The sequence below is a fragment of the Schaalia turicensis genome, from assembly GCF_019380255.1.
Lineage (GTDB): Bacteria > Actinomycetota > Actinomycetes > Actinomycetales > Actinomycetaceae > Pauljensenia > Pauljensenia turicensis_A.
This window is the reverse complement of the sequence record NZ_CP048928.1, coordinates 1,623,697-1,643,629: the sequence shown is the minus strand read 5'-3', so window position 1 is coordinate 1,643,629 and position 19,933 is coordinate 1,623,697. Positions and strand designations below refer to the sequence as shown.

The 19,933-nt window shown below is 58.3% G+C and carries 22 protein-coding genes; 17 read left to right on the top strand and 5 right to left on the bottom strand.

Annotated elements, in window-relative coordinates; translation table 11 throughout:
* Nucleotides 1–113 precede the first annotated feature (113 nt).
* The 12 genes from G5S47_RS07235 to G5S47_RS07180 all read left to right on the top strand — a co-directional run bounded on the left by G5S47_RS07235 (nt 114) and on the right by G5S47_RS07180 (nt 12,678).
* On the top strand, nt 114–1,091 hold the full coding sequence (locus tag G5S47_RS07235) for an AAA family ATPase (RefSeq protein ID WP_373273804.1): 978 nt from the start codon (nt 114–116) through the stop codon (nt 1,089–1,091).
* Nucleotides 1,092–1,141: 50 nt separating this feature from the next.
* Nucleotides 1,142–2,035: a DUF58 domain-containing protein gene (locus G5S47_RS07230; RefSeq protein ID WP_103632483.1), complete on the top strand. Its 894-nt coding sequence runs from the start codon at nt 1,142–1,144 to the stop codon at nt 2,033–2,035.
* Nucleotides 2,025–2,495 carry a hypothetical protein gene (locus tag G5S47_RS07225; RefSeq protein ID WP_103632482.1) on the top strand — a complete coding sequence of 157 codons (471 nt, stop codon included), beginning with the start codon at nt 2,025–2,027 and terminating at the stop codon, nt 2,493–2,495. Before G5S47_RS07230 ends, G5S47_RS07225 begins: the two co-directional genes overlap by 11 nt.
* Nucleotides 2,492–3,511: a vWA domain-containing protein gene (locus tag G5S47_RS07220; protein ID WP_103632481.1), complete on the top strand. Its 1,020-nt coding sequence runs from the start codon at nt 2,492–2,494 to the stop codon at nt 3,509–3,511. Before G5S47_RS07225 ends, G5S47_RS07220 begins: the two co-directional genes overlap by 4 nt.
* Before the next feature lies 1 nt (nt 3,512).
* The gene (locus tag G5S47_RS07215) at nt 3,513–4,589 is read left to right on the top strand and encodes a vWA domain-containing protein (protein WP_219585475.1); all 1,077 of its coding nucleotides are present in this window, start codon (nt 3,513–3,515) and stop codon (nt 4,587–4,589) included.
* Nucleotides 4,579–5,676, top strand: coding sequence for a hypothetical protein (locus tag G5S47_RS07210; RefSeq protein ID WP_219585474.1), 1,098 nt, complete (start codon nt 4,579–4,581; stop codon nt 5,674–5,676). Before G5S47_RS07215 ends, G5S47_RS07210 begins: the two co-directional genes overlap by 11 nt.
* Before the next feature lie 123 nt (nt 5,677–5,799).
* Nucleotides 5,800–7,131, top strand: a complete 1,332-nt coding sequence (purD, locus tag G5S47_RS07205) for a phosphoribosylamine--glycine ligase (RefSeq protein ID WP_219585473.1) — start codon at nt 5,800–5,802, stop codon at nt 7,129–7,131.
* Nucleotides 7,132–7,156: 25 nt separating this feature from the next.
* On the top strand, nt 7,157–8,068 hold the full coding sequence (locus tag G5S47_RS07200; protein WP_219585472.1) for a phosphoribosylaminoimidazolesuccinocarboxamide synthase: 912 nt from the start codon (nt 7,157–7,159) through the stop codon (nt 8,066–8,068).
* Between the two features lie 75 nt (nt 8,069–8,143).
* Entirely contained in the window at nt 8,144–8,410 is a 267-nt protein-coding gene (gene purS / locus G5S47_RS07195) for a phosphoribosylformylglycinamidine synthase subunit PurS (protein WP_006680298.1), read from the top strand.
* Entirely contained in the window at nt 8,407–9,114 is a 708-nt protein-coding gene (purQ, locus tag G5S47_RS07190; RefSeq protein ID WP_219585471.1) for a phosphoribosylformylglycinamidine synthase subunit PurQ, read from the top strand. Before purS ends, purQ begins: the two co-directional genes overlap by 4 nt.
* 103 nt (nt 9,115–9,217) lie before the next feature.
* Nucleotides 9,218–11,590 carry a phosphoribosylformylglycinamidine synthase subunit PurL gene (purL, locus tag G5S47_RS07185; RefSeq protein WP_006680296.1) on the top strand — a complete coding sequence of 791 codons (2,373 nt, stop codon included), beginning with the start codon at nt 9,218–9,220 and terminating at the stop codon, nt 11,588–11,590.
* A 284-nt stretch (nt 11,591–11,874) separates the two neighbouring features.
* A complete protein-coding gene (locus G5S47_RS07180; RefSeq protein WP_006680295.1) occupies nt 11,875–12,678 on the top strand; it encodes a CDP-alcohol phosphatidyltransferase family protein in 804 nt (267 codons plus the stop codon).
* Nucleotides 12,679–12,710: 32 nt separating this feature from the next.
* Here G5S47_RS07180 and G5S47_RS07175 read toward each other — a convergent pair whose 3' ends face one another.
* Nucleotides 12,711–13,715: a hypothetical protein gene (locus G5S47_RS07175; RefSeq protein ID WP_006680294.1), complete on the bottom strand. Its 1,005-nt coding sequence runs from the start codon at nt 13,713–13,715 to the stop codon at nt 12,711–12,713.
* A 160-nt stretch (nt 13,716–13,875) separates the two neighbouring features.
* Between G5S47_RS07175 and G5S47_RS07170 the strand changes: the two genes are divergently transcribed.
* Nucleotides 13,876–14,268, top strand: a complete 393-nt coding sequence (locus G5S47_RS07170) for a sterol carrier family protein (RefSeq protein WP_040318326.1) — start codon at nt 13,876–13,878, stop codon at nt 14,266–14,268.
* A 93-nt stretch (nt 14,269–14,361) separates the two neighbouring features.
* Here the strand turns inward: G5S47_RS07170 and G5S47_RS07165 are convergent, their stop codons facing one another.
* Complete coding sequence (locus G5S47_RS07165; RefSeq protein WP_006680292.1) at nt 14,362–14,619, bottom strand: DUF4235 domain-containing protein; 258 nt, start codon at nt 14,617–14,619, stop codon at nt 14,362–14,364.
* Between the two features lie 152 nt (nt 14,620–14,771).
* On the opposite strand from G5S47_RS07165, the gene G5S47_RS07160 reads away from it, so the two are divergent.
* Nucleotides 14,772–15,752: a type 2 periplasmic-binding domain-containing protein gene (locus G5S47_RS07160; RefSeq protein WP_219585470.1), complete on the top strand. Its 981-nt coding sequence runs from the start codon at nt 14,772–14,774 to the stop codon at nt 15,750–15,752.
* Nucleotides 15,671–15,952, top strand: a complete 282-nt coding sequence (locus G5S47_RS07155) for a hypothetical protein (RefSeq protein ID WP_219585469.1) — start codon at nt 15,671–15,673, stop codon at nt 15,950–15,952. Before G5S47_RS07160 ends, G5S47_RS07155 begins: the two co-directional genes overlap by 82 nt.
* A 3-nt stretch (nt 15,953–15,955) precedes the next feature.
* On the opposite strand, the gene G5S47_RS07150 is transcribed toward G5S47_RS07155, so the two are convergent.
* On the bottom strand, nt 15,956–17,275 hold the full coding sequence (locus G5S47_RS07150; protein WP_006680290.1) for a DUF4921 family protein: 1,320 nt from the start codon (nt 17,273–17,275) through the stop codon (nt 15,956–15,958).
* A gap of 258 nt (nt 17,276–17,533) precedes the next feature.
* A complete protein-coding gene (locus G5S47_RS07145; protein WP_040318393.1) occupies nt 17,534–17,944 on the bottom strand; it encodes an ACT domain-containing protein in 411 nt (136 codons plus the stop codon).
* Nucleotides 17,945–17,991: 47 nt separating this feature from the next.
* Here G5S47_RS07145 and G5S47_RS08555 point away from each other — a divergent pair, with 47 nt between their 5' ends.
* Nucleotides 17,992–18,114: a hypothetical protein gene (locus G5S47_RS08555; RefSeq protein ID WP_006680288.1), complete on the top strand. Its 123-nt coding sequence runs from the start codon at nt 17,992–17,994 to the stop codon at nt 18,112–18,114.
* Nucleotides 18,115–18,123: 9 nt separating this feature from the next.
* Here G5S47_RS08555 and G5S47_RS07140 read toward each other — a convergent pair whose 3' ends face one another.
* A complete protein-coding gene (locus G5S47_RS07140) occupies nt 18,124–18,969 on the bottom strand; it encodes an aldo/keto reductase (protein WP_006680287.1) in 846 nt (281 codons plus the stop codon).
* Between the two features lie 205 nt (nt 18,970–19,174).
* Here G5S47_RS07140 and G5S47_RS07135 point away from each other — a divergent pair, with 205 nt between their 5' ends.
* Nucleotides 19,175–19,831 carry a hypothetical protein gene (locus G5S47_RS07135; protein WP_103632476.1) on the top strand — a complete coding sequence of 219 codons (657 nt, stop codon included), beginning with the start codon at nt 19,175–19,177 and terminating at the stop codon, nt 19,829–19,831.
* The last annotated feature ends 102 nt before the right edge of the window (nt 19,832–19,933 follow it).

Genomic DNA, 19,933 nt, shown 5'->3' with positions numbered 1-19,933 from the left:
GACCACCGGGCTTTTATATGCAAACCGTGTTCTCGGTGGCCTGCGATAAAATTTGGGCATTAGCCCTAAGAAATACACACAATCGAGTGGGGAGGCCAACGGTGGCACCAACTATTTCCGCTGAAGAACTTGAAAAGGCTGGGGAGCTTTTAGGGCGAGTCTCCGACATTTTCTCTTCGAAAGTTGTCGGCCAGCACGACCTCAAGCGTGCACTGATGGTGGGTCTGCTGACTCGTGGTCACATCCTGATCGAGTCCGTCCCCGGCCTGGCGAAAACGACTGCCGCCCAAACGCTTGCCTCCGCTGTCTCCGGTTCGTTCCGTCGAATCCAGTGCACACCTGACCTGATGCCTAACGACATCGTCGGTATGCAGATCTGGAACCAGGCAACCGCAGAAATGACCACTCAGCTTGGTCCTGTCCACGCAAACTTCGTGTTGATGGACGAAATCAACCGTTCCAGCGCGAAAACCCAGTCCGCGATGCTTGAAGCAATGGCGGAATATCAGACAACGATTGGTGGCGTGAACTATCCGCTTCCCCAGCCGTTCATGGTGATGGCCACCCAGAACCCGATCGAGGAAGAAGGCACGTACGTTCTTCCCGAGGCTCAGATGGACCGCTTCCTTTTGAAGCAGGTCATTACATATCCCCAGCCACGCGAAGAACTTGAGATCCTGACCCGCATTGAGTCTGGCCAGATGGCGAAACCCTCAACGGGTGACCCGATTTCGATCGAGGAGCTGGTGGGTCTGCAGGACACCGTTCAGAAGGTGTTTGTCCACGACACGTTGAAGGGCTACATCGTAGACTTGATGAACACGACCCGCGGTTCCGGGCCCGTTCCGTTGCCAGCGTGGGCAAATCATGTGCGGGTGGGTGCGTCTCCGCGCGGTGGTATTGCGTTGATGCGTGCCGCTCAGGCCATTGCGCTCCTTGAAGGTCGTCATTTTGTTGTTCCCGACGATGTGAAGGCCATGCGTTATTCGGTGCTCCGCCACCGCATTATCCGCACGTTCGATGCGTTGGCTGACGATGTGTCGGTTGAAGGCCTGATTGATGCTGTCTTCAACGCTGTCCCTGTTCCGTGAGCCCCGCTTCATGTTATTTCGGTCGAATTCTAGGAAGCTGATACGCTGTCATGCCCGTTCGTAGTCGCGAGATCCACGCGTTGTCGTCGCGTGCGCGCTTGCCGATCATGCGCAAACTGCTGTCCATCATGGATGGGCAGCATTCCGGTGCGCGTCCGGGCCGTGGCTGGGATTTTCTTGATCTTGCCGAATATCATGCGGGCGATGACGTCCAGGATATTGATTGGGCTGCGACCGCTCGTACAGGGCAGGCGATTATTCGTCGCTATGAGTCGACGGCTAACCTGCAGGTTGTCCTGCTGGTCGACACGGGGCGTTCGATGGGGGCGCTTGCTCCATCGGGCGAGCCGAAGATTGATGTTGTCGCCAGTGCCTGTGAGGCGATCGCATGGTTGGCGGTAGCGCGTGGCGATCAGTTGGGTGCGATTTCAGGGGATAGTCAGAAGATCACGATTTCCCCGGCGCGTTCAGGTAATGCCTACGCGGAGATGCTTCTGCGACGGCTCAGCCCGACGATCACGCTTGAAACACCCGCGTCGAATGTGACGGCGCTTCTTGAGCGAGCGTGTGTTGCGATTCGTCGTAGGTCCCTGATTGTTCTGGCAACGGATTCGCTCCAGCCTGAGCCAGGTTCGCAAGCGGATGCAGTCTTAGCGAAGCTGACGCGCAAACATGCGGTGATCGTGGTGTCTGTGAATGATATGAATCCGATGGACTTGCCGAAGGGAACTCGCATTGTCGATGTCGATCAGGGGCCGTTGCCGGATTTCCTGTTGGGTGACACGCAGTTGGCTGACCAGGCGAAGTTGATCGTGTCGGCTAGGCGTCAAGAGGTCGCGTCCCTACTGGATCATCGCGGTGTGATCCGAGTGTCGGTTTCGGGCTCGAAGGACGTGCCGCGTGCTCTGATGAGCGCCCTCGAAAGGGGGATTCGTGTCAGGTAACATTCTGGACGGTGTTCGCGAGCCGGTCGTGTATCCCGAGTGGATGTGGGTTGCCGGTCTCATTCTGTTCCTCGTCATCGTCGCGTGGATTGTGGCGTGCCTTGTCCGCTGGTGGAAGTCGGATGCGAATCGTCCGCGGGGCCTGCGTGATCTGAGCGCTGAGCAACGTCGTGCATACCGTGACAATCTTGTGCAGATCGAAGCGAATTTCTTCGCCGGAGAATGGAACGAATCCGAGGTTCACTTGGCGGTTGCGGGCTTGATGCGCGCGCTGGGGACCGAGCGGACGGGGCGCAATCTTGAGTCCGCGACGGTCGCTGAGATTCGCGCGCTCGTGCCGATGTGGCCGGCGTACGTGCATCTGATGGAGCGCTGCGTCGAACCCTCGTTCTCCGGCCAACCGACGCGCAAGTGGGTGTCGACGCTTCTTGAGTCAGCGTTGAAGGTGATCGATCAGTGAAGTTCACCTTTTTCGTTGTTCTCGTTATCGGAGCCGCCCTGGTCGCGTTGGTCGTTGGGTGGAGGCGTGCGGCCTCGTCCTCTATCGCGAATGATTCACGAGGCTGGGTGGCGCATTCCGGCTATATCTCAACGTTGCCCGGCTTTAAACGCCTGGTCAGGCGTAGTCGCATCATGCTTGCGGGCGCGATTGTCTTTTTGAGCTTGGGCATTGTCGGCGTGGCATTCAGTGCCGGGGCACCCATTGATCGCGTGATCCAGGATGAGAAGACGGCGTCACGTGACATTGTTTTGTGCCTGGATACGTCGGGGTCGATGATCCCCTACGACGGGAATATCGGCGATGCTTTTTCGCGGATTGTTCAGCATTTTGCAGGCGAAAGAATCAGCTTGAACCTGTGGAATTCTCGCACGTTGGTGAAGTTCCCGCTGACGAACGACTACGACCTTGCGGTGTCTGAGCTCGACGAGATGAGCCGAATCATGAAGGAAGGCTACCTGGGTGAAAGCGCCGACGGCGTGTATGTCACGCAGGAGCTGATTGACTACACGGCGGCGACCCTTGACGACGAAGAAGAAGCCGCGTCGCTTGCAGGCGACGGCTTGGCGTCGTGTGTGCTGAGTTTTGACCACTCCGGCGAAGACCGTTCACGTCTGATTCTTTTTGCCACGGATAACGAGATCAACGGTCCGCAGATTTACACGCTTGCTCAGGCGTTTGATTTTGCTCATCAGCAGAACGTTCAGGTGACCACCCTGTATCCCGGGGATGGTGACCTGCTGACCACCGAGGGTGAAGAACTGAAAGAGCTGACCGAAGACAACGGCGGTGTCTTCTATGATGCCTCCGACGCTGCGAGCGTCCAAGGGATCATCCAAGAAATCGAATCTCTACAGCGCATCGAATTGTCCGAGCATGCGAAGGTTCTTGAGATCGATAAGCCGGCTGGCTTCCTCAGTCTTGCCGCTGTTGGCATTATCGGGTTCCTCGGTCTGCTTGCGATCGGGAGGCTCTGACATGTTCTTCCGTCCCGTGTTTTCTTTAACAGCTTTCATTCTTGTGGCGCTTGTTGGATTCGCGCTGGTCCTGCTTGGGCTGAAGCGAGGTACTCGCACATCGAAACGTGAAGCCGCCAGACGTGCCACGATCGTTGCTCTGTTGGTCTTTATGATGGCGGGCCCCTCCATTCCTGGCAAGGCAAGTGACGTTGGCTCGGCGGCCGAAGCGTGGATTGTCATCGACCGGACAGGATCGATGGCGGGTGAAGACTGGGATGGCGATCGGCCTCGAATCGAGGGTGTCAAACAGGACGTTCAGACCATCCTTGATGCAATGCCGGGTGCTCGCATCACGATCATGGTCTGGGATTCGAATGTCAGCACGGTTCTCCCTCTGACGACGGATCGGGATGCTGCCGACAGCTATCTGACGAACCTGCGTCAGGAGCTTTCTGACTCGTCCCACGGGTCGACACCGAATCGTCCGGCTTCAGCTCTTTTCAGTGCGCTGTCTGACGCTGAAGAACAAGATCCGGACGCAATCCGTGGGCTTTTCGTCTTCTCTGACGGGGAAAGCTCGAATGAAGACGTCTGGAGTCCCATCGACGACATGAGTACGTCTTCGTGGGGGTTGATGAGCCGATACGTCGACGGTGGTGCGATCATCGGGTACGGCACGAAAGAGGGTGGGCCGATGAAGGTGCGTCGCCTGACGGGTGACGCACAGGAGCGCGGATACACCGAAGACTCTCAGTCGGGCGATCAAGCAGATGAAGTGGTCGAAGACGAGTACATTCGCGATGGTTCCGAGCCGGATTCTCCGATCGCGATTACGCGCATTGACGAGGACGCCTTGAAAGACATTGCCGAGCAAACGGGGCTGACGTACATCCACTCGCCGGCAACTGCCGAGGTCAAACAGGCTGCGTCGACTCTGGATGAAAACTCGCAGGTAGTGGCCACTCAGCGAGCCCAAGTGAAGGCAGCACGCTACCTGATTTGGCCGTTTGCCCTGTTCTTGGGCGGAATGCTTCAGTGGGAAACCGCGATCGTTGCAGGTAAAGCCCGAAACATGAGGAGGGCTCGTGCCATCTAAGAAGAACACCCGTAAGGCGAATAAGTACGAGGTCGCGCTTCCCTTCGGTGGGCGTACTGCCGGTGATCCTGAACGCCAGCCTGTTCCGGCAAAGCGGGAGCGAACAAAGGATGATCTGCGCATACTCCTCTGGTCTGCGCCCCTCATTGTCATTGCTAGCCTGATTGCGTCGTTCCTTGTGGGGCTTCCCGTCTGGTCTCATCACACGCGAGACCAGTGGCAGGCGGGCGAGTACACCCAGGCAACGGGCGAGTATTCAACGCAACGTACGTTGACGACCTACGGGCCAGAGTCATGGGTGGCGCATTACAACGTGGGCACGTCTCTTTTGAAAGAGGGCAAAGCAGGTCAGGCGCTCAGCGAATTGCAGATTGCTCTTGAAGGCGTCCCGAAGGCTACACAGGACGAAGAGGGGCACATTCAAGCCTTCTCTTACGAGTGTCAGGTGCGTATTAACACTGCTCTTGCGCTCGAGGTATTGGGCGACCAGGCGACGGAATCCGGCAAGGGCGATGAAGCGGATCAGAATTACCAGCAGGCGGATGAAATGCTTGTTGCGTGCACTCTTGATTCCCGGCCGCAAGACACGTCGGATCCGCAGGATCAGTCCTCCGGTGGCCGAGGGGGCCAAGGTGGCGATCACGGTCAGTCTGGCGATTCCGACCAATCGAGTTCGTCGCAGTCCGGTTCGTCTTCGGATAACGAGGCCGACCGGCAGGGCGGAGACTCTCAGCCTGACCAGGGGTCGGGTGACGGATCTGCTGATCAGGAAGAATCTTCCCAATCTGAGCAGGCAAGTAGGGCTCGCGAGCGCTTGAAGAATAAGCGTCAGCGCGCACAAGGTAAGCCTGATAAGTCGAATAATTCGCAGAGCAGCGACTCTTCGGGCCAGAGTTCTTCCGGTGGCGGTCAAGAACAGAGTCAGCAGGGTGATTCGTCGGACCGGGAGGGCGATGAAGAATCGAAGCCATTGACCCCAGAAGAACAACGTCGTCAAGAAATTGAACGTCGATTGCGTCGTAGCACTGACGTTGATGAAGATTCGTCTGCGACTACTCGGACCGGCGATTCGAATGGCGCATGGTAGGTCGGATCCGGCCTCGTCAATCACGAAACTGAGCGGCGCGGAAGGTGGATTCGTGGCACGTCCCACGTTGGGCGGAATTGGACGAGTGTCGCGCCAGTTCGCAAACATCGATAGGCTGAAGCCATGAAGGTCCTCTTAGTGGGAAATGGGGGGCGCGAGGTCGCCCTCGCCCGAAACCTCGTACGTACTGCATCTTCATCTGATCCGGTTGAACTGATTGTTCAGGCGGGTAACCCGGGGCTTGAACCACTGGGGCAATCACTTGTATTTAACCCGCTGAATCCGGATGATGTCGCTGTGCGCGCGAAGGGTCGCGGAGTGGACCTGGTTGTTGTTGGCCCTGAGGCTCCTCTTGTCGCCGGCGTCGCTGACGCTGTGCGCGCTGAAGGTATCCCGGTTTTTGGCCCGTCGAAGGTTGCTGCTCAACTTGAGGCGTCCAAGGCATTCGCTAAAGAGGTCATGGAAGTAGCTGGTGTTCCGACCGCTCGCGCTTTCACCTGCCGTACGACCGAAGAGGCCGAGGCTGCGTTCAACGAATTCGGCGCTCCCTACGTGGTGAAGGATGATGCGCTTGCCGCTGGCAAGGGTGTTGTGGTGACTGATGATCGCAATGTGGCGCTTGCTCACGCAACCACCTGCCTGAACCATGAAGATGGCGTTGTCTTGGTTGAGGAATACTTGGATGGCCCCGAGGTCTCTCTGTTCTGCGTCAGCGATGGCACGACTGTTGTTCCGCTAGTTCCCGCTCAAGACTTCAAGCGTGTTGGCGACGGAAACTCCGGTCCGAATACGGGTGGCATGGGTGCGTACACGCCGCTTCCGTGGCTGGATGACTCGGTTGTCGACGAGGTCGTGAAGACTGTTGCTCAGCCGACCGTTGACGAGATGGCTCGTCGCGGAACCCCGTTCGTGGGGCTGCTTTACTGCGGTCTGGCAATGACGTCGAAAGGTATTCGCGTCGTCGAATTCAATGTTCGCTTCGGTGATCCTGAGACGCAGGTTGTTCTTGAACGCCTCGATTCGTCACTTGCTGACCTGCTCTACGCCGCGGCGAGGGGAACGCTTGCTCATTTGCCTGCTCCCATCTGGTCCCCGGATGCGGTGGTCACGGTTGTGATGGCATCGGGTGGCTACCCGGACACACCCGATACCGGACATGAAATCACAGGCATTGAGGACGCGGAAGCTGTCGACGGCGTGCATGTTATTCACGCGGGTACTCGTTTTGAGATCACATCTTCGGCGGAGGAGGTTGCACTGGGGTGTTGCGGGTTCGAACCCGACGAAATGCTGGTGAATTCCGGTGGGCGTGTGTTGGACGTCGTGGGACGCGGCGCAACCGTTGAAGAAGCCAGAGCCAAGGCCTACGAGGGCGTCGATTGGATCAGCTTCGCTGGTGAGCATCACCGTAAAGACATTGCAACCTGGCCGGCCGAGCTAGACGCTAAGAACTGAACTGAATAGAGACGGAGGACGCGTAATGACTGCTATGGAACTTCCAGGATGGAAACATGTGTCCTCCGGCAAGGTGCGTGACATCTACGCGCCCGCTGATCAGGAAACACCTGACCGTCTTCTTCTGGTGACGTCGGACCGCATCAGCGCCTACGACTACATTCTGCCGTCGGAAATCCCCGGCAAGGGCAAGGTGCTGAACCAGCTTGCTCTCTGGTGGATGGAACAGCTACGCGACGTGATTGAAAACCATATCATCACTGCTGAAACTGATGCCACAGATCCTTTGAGCGTTCCGGCTCCCCTCGTTGGTCGATCAGTGGTTGCCAAGGCTCTGAATATGATTCCGATCGAGTGCGTCGTTCGCGGATACCTGACGGGTTCCGGCTTGGTCGAATACAAAGAGTCGGGCACCGTTTGCGATATCGCTCTTCCCGAGGGTCTGGTTGAAGCCTCGCGCCTCGAAACCCCGATCTTTACTCCCGCTGCCAAGGCGGAACTGGGCGATCACGACGAAAACATTTCCTTCGGACGCGCAGCTGAAATGGTCGGCGAAGAACTTGCGTCTCGCCTGCGCGACGTTTCTATCGCCCTGTATGAAGGTGCTCGCGAAATCGCTGCCGAGCGCGGTGTCATCATCGCCGACACCAAGTTTGAATTCGGGCTGGATCCCGCAACAGGCAACCTGGTCCTGGGCGATGAAATCCTGACCCCTGATTCCTCGCGATTCTGGCCCGCCGACCAGTGGCAGCCCGGCCAGATCACCCCGAGCTTCGATAAACAGTACGTTCGCGACTGGCTGACCAGCGCCGAATCCGGATGGGACAAGAAGTCGGGAGAAAACCCGCCCGTCCTTCCGGAATCCGTTGTGACCGCAACTCGCGACCGTTACATCGAAGCGTTTGTTCGCCTGACCGGCGAAGAACCGACACTATAACCATCACCACCAATTAAGCGGGTCAAGCCCGTCACCCAACACGCGGAAATTCCGCACGCACAATAGGAGGACGCCGTGGGGCGAATCATCGTGGAAGTGATGCCGAAGCCGGAAATCCTGGATCCCCAGGGTAAGGCAGTGGGATCTGCACTTCCGAGGCTTGGAATCACAAGCTTTGCTTCTGTTCGCCAGGGCAAGTGCTTCCACCTGACGGTTGACGGCCCGGTCACCGAGGAACTTCTCGCGGATGCCCGCAAGGCAGCTGAAGAAGTTCTGTCGAACCCGATCATCGAAGATGTTGTCCGCGTCGAGGCGCTGGATGAAGGCGAGGCCACCAAGTGACCCGCATTGGTGTTGTTACCTTCCCGGGAACCTTGGATGACCGGGATGCTGCGCGCGCCGTCCGCCTTGCCGGTGGCGAGCCCGTCGCTCTTTGGCATAAGGATGCCGACCTGCACAGCGTTGACGCGGTCGTCATCCCCGGTGGTTTCTCCTACGGCGACTACCTGCGGTGTGGCGCAATTGCTGCGACTGCTCCCGTGATGGGTGAAATTGTCGATGCAGCCGGTAAGGGTATGCCCGTTCTTGGCATCTGCAATGGCTTCCAGGTTCTCTGCGAAGCGCACCTGCTTCCCGGCGCTCTGATCCGTAACGATCATCAGAAATTCTTCTGCCGCGACCAGGAACTGCGCGTCGAAAACGCCGATACCGCGTGGACGCGTGCGTTTAGCGCTGGCGAGCACTTCACGGTTCCGCTGAAGAACGGTGAAGGCAACTTCCAAGCCTCCCCGGCTGAGCTGGAGCGCCTCGAAGGTGAAGGCCACATCGTCTTCCGCTACATCGGCCTGAACCCGAATGGTTCCGCGAACGATATTGCTGGCGTGACAAATGCTGCGGGCAATGTCGTTGGTCTGATGCCGCACCCCGAACACGCGACCGAAGCGGGCTTTGGTCCGCTGGCCACGAAGGATGGCGTGTACTCCGGACACGGTGGTACCGAAGGCCTGAAGATCTTCCAGTCCGCCCTGATGGGCTTAGTGGGGTAATCCGACGTGCGGCCTCGTGAATAGATACGAGGCCACGCCCGCTGAATTTTTCACGAAACGTTCATAGACGCGAACCGAAACGTGCGTAACGAATGGAGCAGGTATGACCGCGAAGGTCAAAGCAGAGAATCCTCGGGAATTGCCGGATACGACAGAAGATGCGGCCGCAACCCCCACGAAAGATATGCCCTGGAAAGAACTGGGCCTGAAGGAAGACGAATACGCCAAGATCTGCGAGATATTGGGTCGTCGCCCCACGAACGCTGAGCTGGCGATGTACTCCGTCATGTGGTCAGAGCACTGCAGCTACAAGTCATCGAAGAAGCACCTCGCTGAGCAGTTCGGCGAGCGCACCACCGAAGAAATGAAGCGCCACCTGTTGGTCGGCATGGGGCAGAACGCTGGCGTCGTCGACATCGGTAACGGCTGGGCGGTGACCTTTAAGGTTGAGTCGCACAACCATCCGTCGTTCGTTGAACCCTACCAGGGTGCTGCAACCGGCGTCGGCGGTATTGTCCGCGACATTATCTCCATGGGCGCGCGCCCGGTCGCCGTCATGGATCAGCTACGTTTCGGCGCGGTTGACCACCCGGATACCCCGCGCGTCGTTCACGGTGTGGTTTCCGGCGTGGGTGGCTACGGCAACTGCCTCGGCCTGCCGAATATCGGTGGTGAAACCGAATTTGACCCGTCCTACCAGGGCAACCCGCTGGTCAATGCGCTCTGCGTCGGTACCCTGCGCCACGACGACATTCACCTGGCAAACGCAACCGGTGAAGGCAACCTGGTTGTCCTCTTCGGCGCGCGCACCGGCGGTGACGGCATCGGTGGCGCATCGATTCTGGCGTCCGAAACCTTCGAAGACGGCATGCCCGCCAAGCGTCCCTCCGTGCAGGTCGGTGACCCCTTCATGGAGAAGGTCCTCATCGAATGTTGCCTCGACCTGTTCAAAGCGGACGTCGTTCAGGGTATCCAGGACCTCGGTGCCGCAGGTATTTCCTGCGCCACCTCCGAGCTGGCCTCTAACGGCGATTCTGGTATGCACGTCGACCTTGAGAACGTGCTGTTGCGTGACCCGACCCTGACCGCAGGCGAAATCCTGATGTCCGAGTCGCAGGAACGCATGATGGCGATCGTGACCCCCGAAGACAAGGAACGTTTCTTCGAGATCATCAACAAGTGGGACGTCGAGGCGTCGATCATTGGCACGCTGACCGGTGACGGTCGCCTGACCATCGACCACTTCGGACACCGCATCGTCGACGTTGACCCGAAGACCGTTGCCCATGACGGCCCGGTCTACGACCGTCCCTACGCCCGCCCAGCATGGCAGGACGAACTGCAGGCGAACACGTCCGCATCCCTGAAGCGTCCCGAAACTGGTGGAGAACTGCTCGCGGATATCAACGCGGTGATCTCCAACGTTAACCAAGCCTCTAAGGCTTGGGTCACCGATCAGTATGACCGCTACGTGCAGGGCAACACCGCTCTTGCTCAGCCCGATGATGCCGGCGTTATCCGCGTCGACGAAGAAACCGGTCTCGGCGTTGCCCTGGCCACCGACGCAAACGGCTGGTATACGAAGCTCGATCCTCGTGAAGGTGCGCTACAAGCACTCGCGGAATCCTACCGAAACGTCGCCATCGTTGGCGCCGAACCGGTCGCGATTACCGACTGCCTCAATTTCGGTAACCCCGAAGACACCGACGCCATGTGGCAGCTGGTTACCGCAATGACGGGTCTGGCCGACGGCTGCATCGAATTGGGCGTGCCCGTCACCGGCGGTAACGTGTCACTCTACAACTCGTCCGGTACCGAGAAGAACCTTCCAACCTCGTCGATTAACCCGACGCCGGTTGTGGGTATGCTCGGCATCATGAAGGACGTGACGCGTGCGAACCCGTCCGGCTTCACCGAGGAAGGCCTGGCAGTCATTCTGCTCGGCCAGACTCAAGAGGAACTCGACGGTTCCGCGTGGGCACGTATCTGCCACGATCACCTGGGCGGTCGCCCGCCGAAGGTGGATCTGAAGGCTGAAGTTGCCCTCGGCAACGTGGTCCGTGCCCTGTCCGAGGCCGATGGTCCGGATGGTCGCCCGCTGATCCGCTCGGCACACGACCTGTCGAACGGTGGCTTGGCACAGGCTCTCGTTGATTCGGTGCTCCGCTTCGGAATTGGCGGTGCCTTCGACCTGACCGGTGCACAGGGTCAGAACGGTCTGAGCGACTTCGACATGCTCTTCTCCGAGTCGCAGGCACGAGCGATCATCGCCGTTCCTGAAGGTGCACTTGACGCGGTCTACGCTGCCTGCCAGGCAGAAGGCATTGACTTTGCTCGCATCGGTACGACCGGTGGTGACATGCTGGTTCTTCACGGCTCTGATCTGCTCGCTGACTCGGGAGAGTCTGTTGGTTGGATCGCCGACCTGGACGACCTTCGCGCTCAGTCAGAAGCTGCCCTGCGAGACCGATTCTGAAATACGACTGAACTCATACGGCCCGGGGTGGGTGCACAAACCGCACCCACCCCGGGTCTGTGTTGTATTGGTATACCGTTAATGCGATGGTGCCCGGACTAACACCGACAGTGAGCATCGCGAGGAATGAATGAGAAAAGAGACGAGAGTCTCGCCTTGCTTATGATTCGTTTTGGGGGTAGCCCTGATTCTTCCCTGAACACCGGCGTGATCGCTACACTTTGTCGACGTGAAGGGTGAAACTGGTTCCAGTTCATCCCAAAAACGACTGACTGGAGCATGACGTGACCACTGGTATGACGAATACGGCGGAGAATTCCGATCACAATGATTCTTCATTACCTGCCCCAACTCCCACAACAGGCGAATGTGGACCCGCTGGTATTAAACGAGTTATCGCAGCTTGGGCAGTTCATGGTCTGACCATGTCGGGCCTTGTCTTTGCCTGCCTCGCGGCCGTCGCGCTTGTTGAAGGTCAGATCAAACTGATGTGGCTATGGCTGGGCATCTCCATGATCGTCGACGGCGTGGATGGCACGTGTGCACGTAAAGCCTGCGTACGCCAAGTGATCCCGTGGTTCGACGGGTCGGTTCTGGATAACATCATCGACTACATCACGTGGACGTTCCTGCCGGCAGTATTCATGTACCTTTACCTGCCGTTTGGTCCGAAGTGGGTTGCGATGCTGATGGCGATCGTCGCAACCGTGTCCTCGGTGTTCTGCTACGCCAACGATGGGGAAAAGTCGAGCGACAACTACTTCGTCGGCTTCCCCGCAGCCTGGAACATCGTTGCCGTGACGATGTACATTACCCAGTCGCCGGCGTGGATGAACGTCGTGACAACGCTGATGCTGGCGGTATTGACCTTGGTTCCCCTCTATTTCACGCATCCGATGCGAGTAGAGAAGAACCGCACCTCGAACATCATCGTCACAGTCATCTGGATTGCCGTCACCTGTTTCATGGTCGCAGTCTTCCCCACTATCCCGATGTGGGCGAACATCATCTTCTGGATTTCATCCGCGTGGTTCCTCTTCACCGGGTTCGTGCGCACCTATCAGGGACCCGCCGTTTCTGCGAAGTGACTTCAGGGCAGTGAGATCAGCCGAGTGACGCTTTAACTCACCGAATTCACAAGCGTGCGTTTCACGACGCGGTCGCGCCACCAGCGGAATCCTTCTAACGCGATGGCGCCAATAATCATCGCGGCGACGAACACGATCACCATTGGTGGATAGTGACGCCCGTGCATCCAGAAATACACGTAGGGGGACACGAAGGTCACGATAGTGACAATCAACCCCATGACGCGTTTAAAGAACGTGCGACCAGCAACCATCGCCAGAACGCCCCATGTGTAGGGAATAGCGGTGATCATGTCGATCGACCAGAGAACCCAGACTTTCCCGTGGAACCCCGGAACAAAAGCAACCGGTAGTGCCCGCAGTGACGAGTAGACGAACACAACCAGGTAGGCCAAGAACGTCGGATTGACCATCATTCGAATAGCGAATGAGCGGTCACGGAAAGCCACGCCAGCCTCCCGCAAGGCATGGATGGCGGTTCTCGTCGCGCGGAGAGAATCCGCGCCCGTAAGAACACGCTGCAGATACCGGCGAGTGACCTCAGACGTCTTCCACTGATTGATCAGAGCAATCGGGTTGATAGCAACCGGCAAAGATCCGTCGTCCAACGGAACGCCCGCAACTCGAACAAGCGCGGGGTCGCCAGCAAAAGTACGGAGCTTCTCTAACAGGTGCGCGGGCAAGATTCCCAGCCACAACGTCTGACGCCGTTCGACAGCTTCACGCAGTCGGTGACCGAACGCATGTCCCCAGGAGTCAAGGGAAAAGAACGAGTCTGTTACCTCATCGGCTAAATCGCCAAGGTCATCGAAGAACTGCGTACGACGTGCGCTGATTTCACCAATACGATCAGCGCCTGACAGTTCCAGCAGAACGTCGGCATCCCAGCAGTAGCGCGAGGCCTCGGGAATATCGGCGACACTTGCGGGGATGAAGAGTCTATCGACAGCTGAAGGAGTGTACGAGGCGCATGGAGGCATAGTGCCTGCTGGCTTTTCAGCGTCGCTTGGGCGCTCAACAGAGCCTGCCTGGTTCATGCATCTCCTTAATAAATGAGGAGCGAAGCTTTAGCCCCGCATCATCGATGGGCACTCTATGAGCGACTTTACGTGTCTAGCCTGTCTGAGAGTAGCGAATAAAGATATAGGGGTCTACCCGCATTCAGCCCCGAAAATGCCGGGCGACTACGATTGCACTATGGCTAACCGGAAGATTCCAACCGATCAGGGCATGAATGCTCTGCGCACGTGGATGCGTGAGCGGGATGAAACGAAACGTGCCATTCTTTTAACAGCGGTGCGTTTCACTCTTGAGGAACTCGCAGTTTTACACCCCGGCCGTTCGGTCGAGGTGCGTGTCCCACCTGCGGGCGCGGTTCAGATTATTACGGGTACAACGCATCGTCGTGGGACGCCACCCGCAGTCGTCGAAACGACTATGCAGGTGTGGTTACAACTGGCCACAGGCATCATTACCTGGGACGAAGCAACAGGGGATGGGCGCGTTCAGGCGACCGGTGAGCGCACTGACCTGACCACGTTCTTCCCCGTTATTCCGGGGTTGAAAGCTGATCGCGACTCCGCGCTGTAGCAATCACGGCTGAGTCAAAGGGGACATCAAGTCCAGAGCCACGCCCGAGTGATCACGCCGAAGCGCTCAGATTCAGCGTCTGAAAAAGAGCTGTCAGTCCTCAATCTGAGGAGCGCGCGGACCGTACCACTTCTTGGCGCCTCGCAGAGCATAACGCTGAGCAACCGCTACGATCGCCGCCGACGTAGCGGCGAAGAGAACCAGCGACACCATCGCGGCCTCGTCATCGTCTTCACGCGGAATATCGTGTCCCGTCACCAGCTTCCAGCCGAGCTCAGTGACCTTTCCTGCGGCAAGAGCAGAAAGAGCCATCGCTCCAGCGCTTGCAATCTTCCAGCCGAAATCCTCCATGGGACACTCCAATTCTGTCGACAACACACCACGTGCGGTAAATTCCTGCTTCAATCATGCCCCACGACACGTGAAGAGTGCACCCGAGTGCCACGATTCCACACGCGAGCCGTAGACTTGGGGTGTTGGGATCCAGATCCGAGGAGCTTAAAGTGAACCTGCGTCGCGTAATGCCCACATCCGTCGCAATTGTCGTGATGTGCATGGCGCTGAGCGCATGCTCTTCGTCCATCGGCTCAGGAACCGACCCGTTCTCGCGACCGATCGGCTCATCTCCACACTCGTCCGACTCCACATCCGGCCAGCAGTCCGAGAACGCCTCCACCCTTGGCGCCCCCGAACCGTCCAAAGGAACAGGCACTATCACCATCGGTGTCACTCAGGCAGAAAAACTTCCCGACTCAGTTATTGAGGCGTTCCACCAAGCAACCGGCTACGACGTCGCGCAACAGGTGATTGATTCCGCCTTCGCTCTCGATGGCCAGCACATCGATGCAGTGCTCGGAATCGACAGGCCGAGCCTCGTGAATTCTTCAGCACAACTGGCGACGGACGCACTCTTCTCTCTGACGCCAACCCCGGGCACCGAAGTAGCCGCAACCGCCTCGGCGTTGGCGTACGGGCGCAACGACGTGTGCGTCCTCATCGACAAAGCCTGGATGAGCGTCAACGGATATGCCCTCCCAAGTGGACTCGAAACGCTACGCAATCCCGGTGATGCGGCCTCGCTGATTGTCCCCGACCCCGTGTCATCCGACATCGGGCGAGCGTTCATCGACGGCGTCGCCACCTCCTACGGCGAAGGATTCGGCCAGTGGGTGGGCGCGCTCAAAGCCGCTTCGGTGATGATCGAAAACGACGAGGCCGCCTTAGCCACATGGACAGGAACCTCGCTCACGGGCGGAGTTGAAGCACAAAAAGACGCCACAGAACTCAGTGGAGCCCAAACGGTCGTCGCACCCGCGAAAAACGACTGCCCTACATGGTCGGCTCCATGCGCGAACTTGCTCGCACAACGTCGAACACCGGCATCGAATCCCAGGGCGTCGCAATGGGAAGCAGCTGTGTCACCCGATACCTGTACATTGCGCCCACCGCGCAGACCACCCAGCTTGACGGTGTCCGCTCCCTAGCCGCGTGGCTCTTGAGCTGGGACGGGCAACACGCGCTAGCGCAGGACGGAGTCGTCTACCCGCTGGAAGAAAGCGCCGGCGAAAACACTCCGGCCAGCTGGTTTATGACCCCTCAAGACGATGCCATCACCGTCAACGAGCCGTCCTCCAATGCCGCGACGTGGGCGCTCGACCAGTGGAGTAGCGCGCTCGCGGGCTGAACGTCAGTCAGCCAGCATCTGCGGGTCCACGCGACATTCCGCGCCGATCTTCATCGGAGCGATCGTGCCTGCTGCACGCATTTCCTCCAGGCGTGGGACCAAGCGGTCGACCACGTGCCACGGGTCAAGTGTGTTGAGGTAAATGCGTGTGCCGCCCTCGAAACCTGCCAGCGTCGAAATGCGCCACTTGAGCAGGATCCTCCACCGCATCAGCGTGCGAACCGTGGGCGGACGATGGTACCACTCTTCGTTGCAGGGAACATCGGCGCCGGTCGCAGCGTGGACCGCGTGCAACAGGTCGGAAACGGCGCGAAGTTGCTCTTCGGAAGCTTCCCACGGATTGCGCGGGGAATGCAGGGGCCAAATAGCGACGCCTGGGAAACGATGTCCGAAGCCCGCCATCGCGATCGCATGGTCGTTCTGCGCAATCAGCAGTTTGCGCGTGGCGGCGACGGTCAGAATATCGTCGTAAATATCTGGCTGGGAGCGCAGGCGGTTCAGTTCGGCTTCCGTCTGCACCGAGAAGTCGTCGATCGCCACCAACTGCTTGTGCAGGTGGTCGAACGAGGCTCCCGCGGGCTTCAACCAATTCTGGAACGCAGCGACGTAGCGAACATTCGGGTCAAGGGTGTACAGGTCCGCCATCGTGCGCGTTGTGAACGCCGTGTACTGGAAGTGCTCTTCGGGAGTCATTGTGCCTGAACCAGCAAGCTGCGTTGTGTCCTTCGCGCCATCGATGTAGTGGCGTCGGGCAACGATCAGGTCGTGGCCACCGGAGAAGAAGCCATTCGCCTGTTGTAGCTTGTCAGAATCCGACATTGCGTCGATTTCGCCATCGCTGACACCTGAGGCCGACAGGCGAGCGTGCACCACGCGCATCACATGGTCGTAGCCTTCGGAGGATGCCAAGTATTCCGCCATGCGACGGTGTTCAGCTTCGCTGGGAACGTGGCCGTGGTTCAGATGCCAGTAGTTGTAGGACACGATTTCGAACAGGTTCGGGATGCGACGGAACTCCGCTGTCGTCGTGGAAAGCTGGTCAGCGGGAAGTCCGGTCAGTTCACTCCAGTTTCCGGCCTGGTCACGTACCAAACGGGACTTTTCCGGCGGAGTTTCAAGATAACGCTGATCGCAGAAGGCGCAGTGGCATCCATCCTGATCGTGATCGATGGGCATTGGGTGAGCTGGGGGAACCGATAACGGGCGGTGACCGCGTCCAGGAACGGTCCACACCTCGGTTCCGGTGAGAAGGTTCTGCTGCTTTACCGTGCCATCGGCTAAACGCACGATGGCACGGTCGGTTCGAGAAAGCTCCTTTGCCATGGGGTTAATTCTACCTGCCAAATGCACGTTCTCCCAGAGTCGGTGAACGATTCTTTGCATTCGATACGGGCAGGGGGTGCGATCATGCCCAACACACGCAATGGGGTCTGACCGGCGCAAGTACTGGTGTCGGGCCAGTGGACGGACGGGTCCGGTGGTGAACAAGCGCGGTTGTTTGGGCTCGGCTGGTAAAACGCAATCGGCGAGAACCTCGAAAGGTTCTCGCCGACATTAAATGGCGCACATGCTACGTGAACGTCAGGCGTTCGGTAGCCATCCGCGAGCGTTCTTACCCAGATCAGCGATCAGAGCGGCAGCTTCCTGCGCACGATCTGCCTGGACGAAGAAGTGGTCGTGACGAGCGCAGGCGATCGGGTTCGCTGCAATCGAACGAGCCGACAGGATCTGTGCGATTGTCGCGGTAATACCGATCGAATCAAGGTCAGCCTGCAGGCCGAGGAAGATGTGAGCGTAGCGCTTTTCGGTCGGAAGACCGGCCGCTTCGGCTTCGTCAACGGGAAGAACAGCGGTCAGCTTGTCCTCATCACGAATGACGGCGAAGGGGTGGGTGCCTGCTGGGACCTCGTCAACGATGGCGAAAACGTATTCGCCGGCGTTTGTCGGATCCAGCGTGGCAAGAATTTGGTCGAGAGCATGGGTTTCAGTCATGACGTAGATGCTATCGCTCAGCACGGGTGAGTAAAAGGCGTCGTCTCATGCTGGACATCCTTGAGCGTTTCATGGACCGTTTCGCGCTCGCTTCCTTCTTCTATTCGCACGCGATCGCCCGTGCTGACGGTGAACAAGCGCGGTGGGGGCTGAAGAAGAAGAGCCGGTAAAAGTGCTAGTCAGAGCCTATTCATCGTATTCGGGTTCGAACCGGTGCGCCCTGCCTCGCCCTCGTCTAGGGCGTCGATGGCTCTCATGTCCTCGTCCGACAACGTGAAGGAAAAGACATCGAGGTTCTGCGCCTGACGCGATGGTGTCACCGACTTCGGGAAGATCACGTCTCCGCGTTGCAACGCCCACCGCAGAGCTACCTGAGCGGCGCTGACCCCGATCCGCGCACCAATCATGGCCAAGGTTTCGTCAAAGGGGGCGCGGCCTCGTGCCAACGGAGACCAGGCTTCCACCACCATGGAGTGATCGCGCGCGAACTGGCGCAACTCGTTGTTGGGGAGGAAGGGGTGAGCCTCCACCTGCAGAACATGCGGAGCCACCGTCGCCACGTCGAGAACCGCCTGGATATGCGCGATTTCGTAGTTCGACAGGCCGATCGCGCGCGCACGACCATCAGCGTAGAACTCTTCCAGCGCACTCCACGGCAGGGCAACATTTCCGTCGTACAGCGTGGGTAAAGGCCAGTGGATGAGGAACAAATCCACGTAGTCAGTACGCAGATCTTCCAAAGTCTGAGCGAAAGTTGCGCGCGCAACGTCAGGCTCATGGTTCGTGTTGTTCAACTTCGACGTGATGAACAGTTCCTCGCGCGGGATCTTAGAATCTGCGATCGCACGCCCGACCTCTGGCTCATTGCCGTACATCTGAGCCGTATCAATGTGCCGATACCCCAGCTCCAGCGCGTTTGACACCGCTTCATAGACGCCCTCAGTCACTTTGTACGTGCCAAAACCGAACTGCGGAATAGGCGCTCCGGTTGGCAGTGTGAGCGTTGGGATGGTTGGGGTGGGCATGGTTCCTCGCTTCGTCGGGTACTTTCATCTTCCCACGTTCTGCCACGTAGATGTCGCCACGCGAGTGTGAAGAGTATGCGTCACTACTTCCAATAGAATTTCAGGTGCCTGAAAAGCCTGTATTTTACGTGTCGTAGGCGCTCTATCTCAATGGGGCAGTGGGTGGCAGTTCACAGTGGCGTGTGTCCTGTTTAAAGTGAGGGGTATGGCTGAAGAAACCCCGAAAGTACACAAACGTACCGCCGCATTTACTGAAGAGCAGATTGAAGCTGGTCTTTGGCTTCTGCTGGCATTGAACTCGCGGTCCAGCCTCGGTGATGAGATCCCGGGGAAAGATTCGGCTCTTCGTGATCTTTTGGCTCCCGTCGCGCGCAAGGTCCCGCTCAGCGATGAGCAAGTGGATGAAGCGGTCTTGCTGATCGAGGCTGCCAAATGGGCGATGGAGCGCCATGAACTGCGTCCACTGTCCGTGTCGCAGTGCAATCGTGAACGCGATGCGCTGCTGAAGCGCTGGAATTTAGCGTCCACGAAAGGCGCGTTGCTCTGGCCGCCGTCGTCGCAGACAATTTCAGCTCGCCTTGGGGGCGGATCGTGGAGTCGGGCTACCGCTCGTCTTGGGTTCCGCGCGAATTCGCGAGGCCGGGCCCGCGGATCTGGCAGGTTTACTTCTGAATCAATGGCCGTTGTTCTGCGCGAATTCATTGCCGAATGTGAGCGTAATCAGATCGAACCGACACTTCAGGGGTACAGGAAATGGTCGAAGCGACAACGTGCGACGGGCAGGGACGATGTTGCTTCTGTTGCCACTTTGCGACAGAGGTATGGGACTTGGAGTGTGATCCTCGCTTCTGTTGAACCATGAACCTATGAATAATTGCATTTCGTAAAAGCAATGAAGTGTTGATTAAACTGAGACTCCTCAGTTATAGACTTAGTCCTTTGTAAGAGTGGATAAACGTAGGTA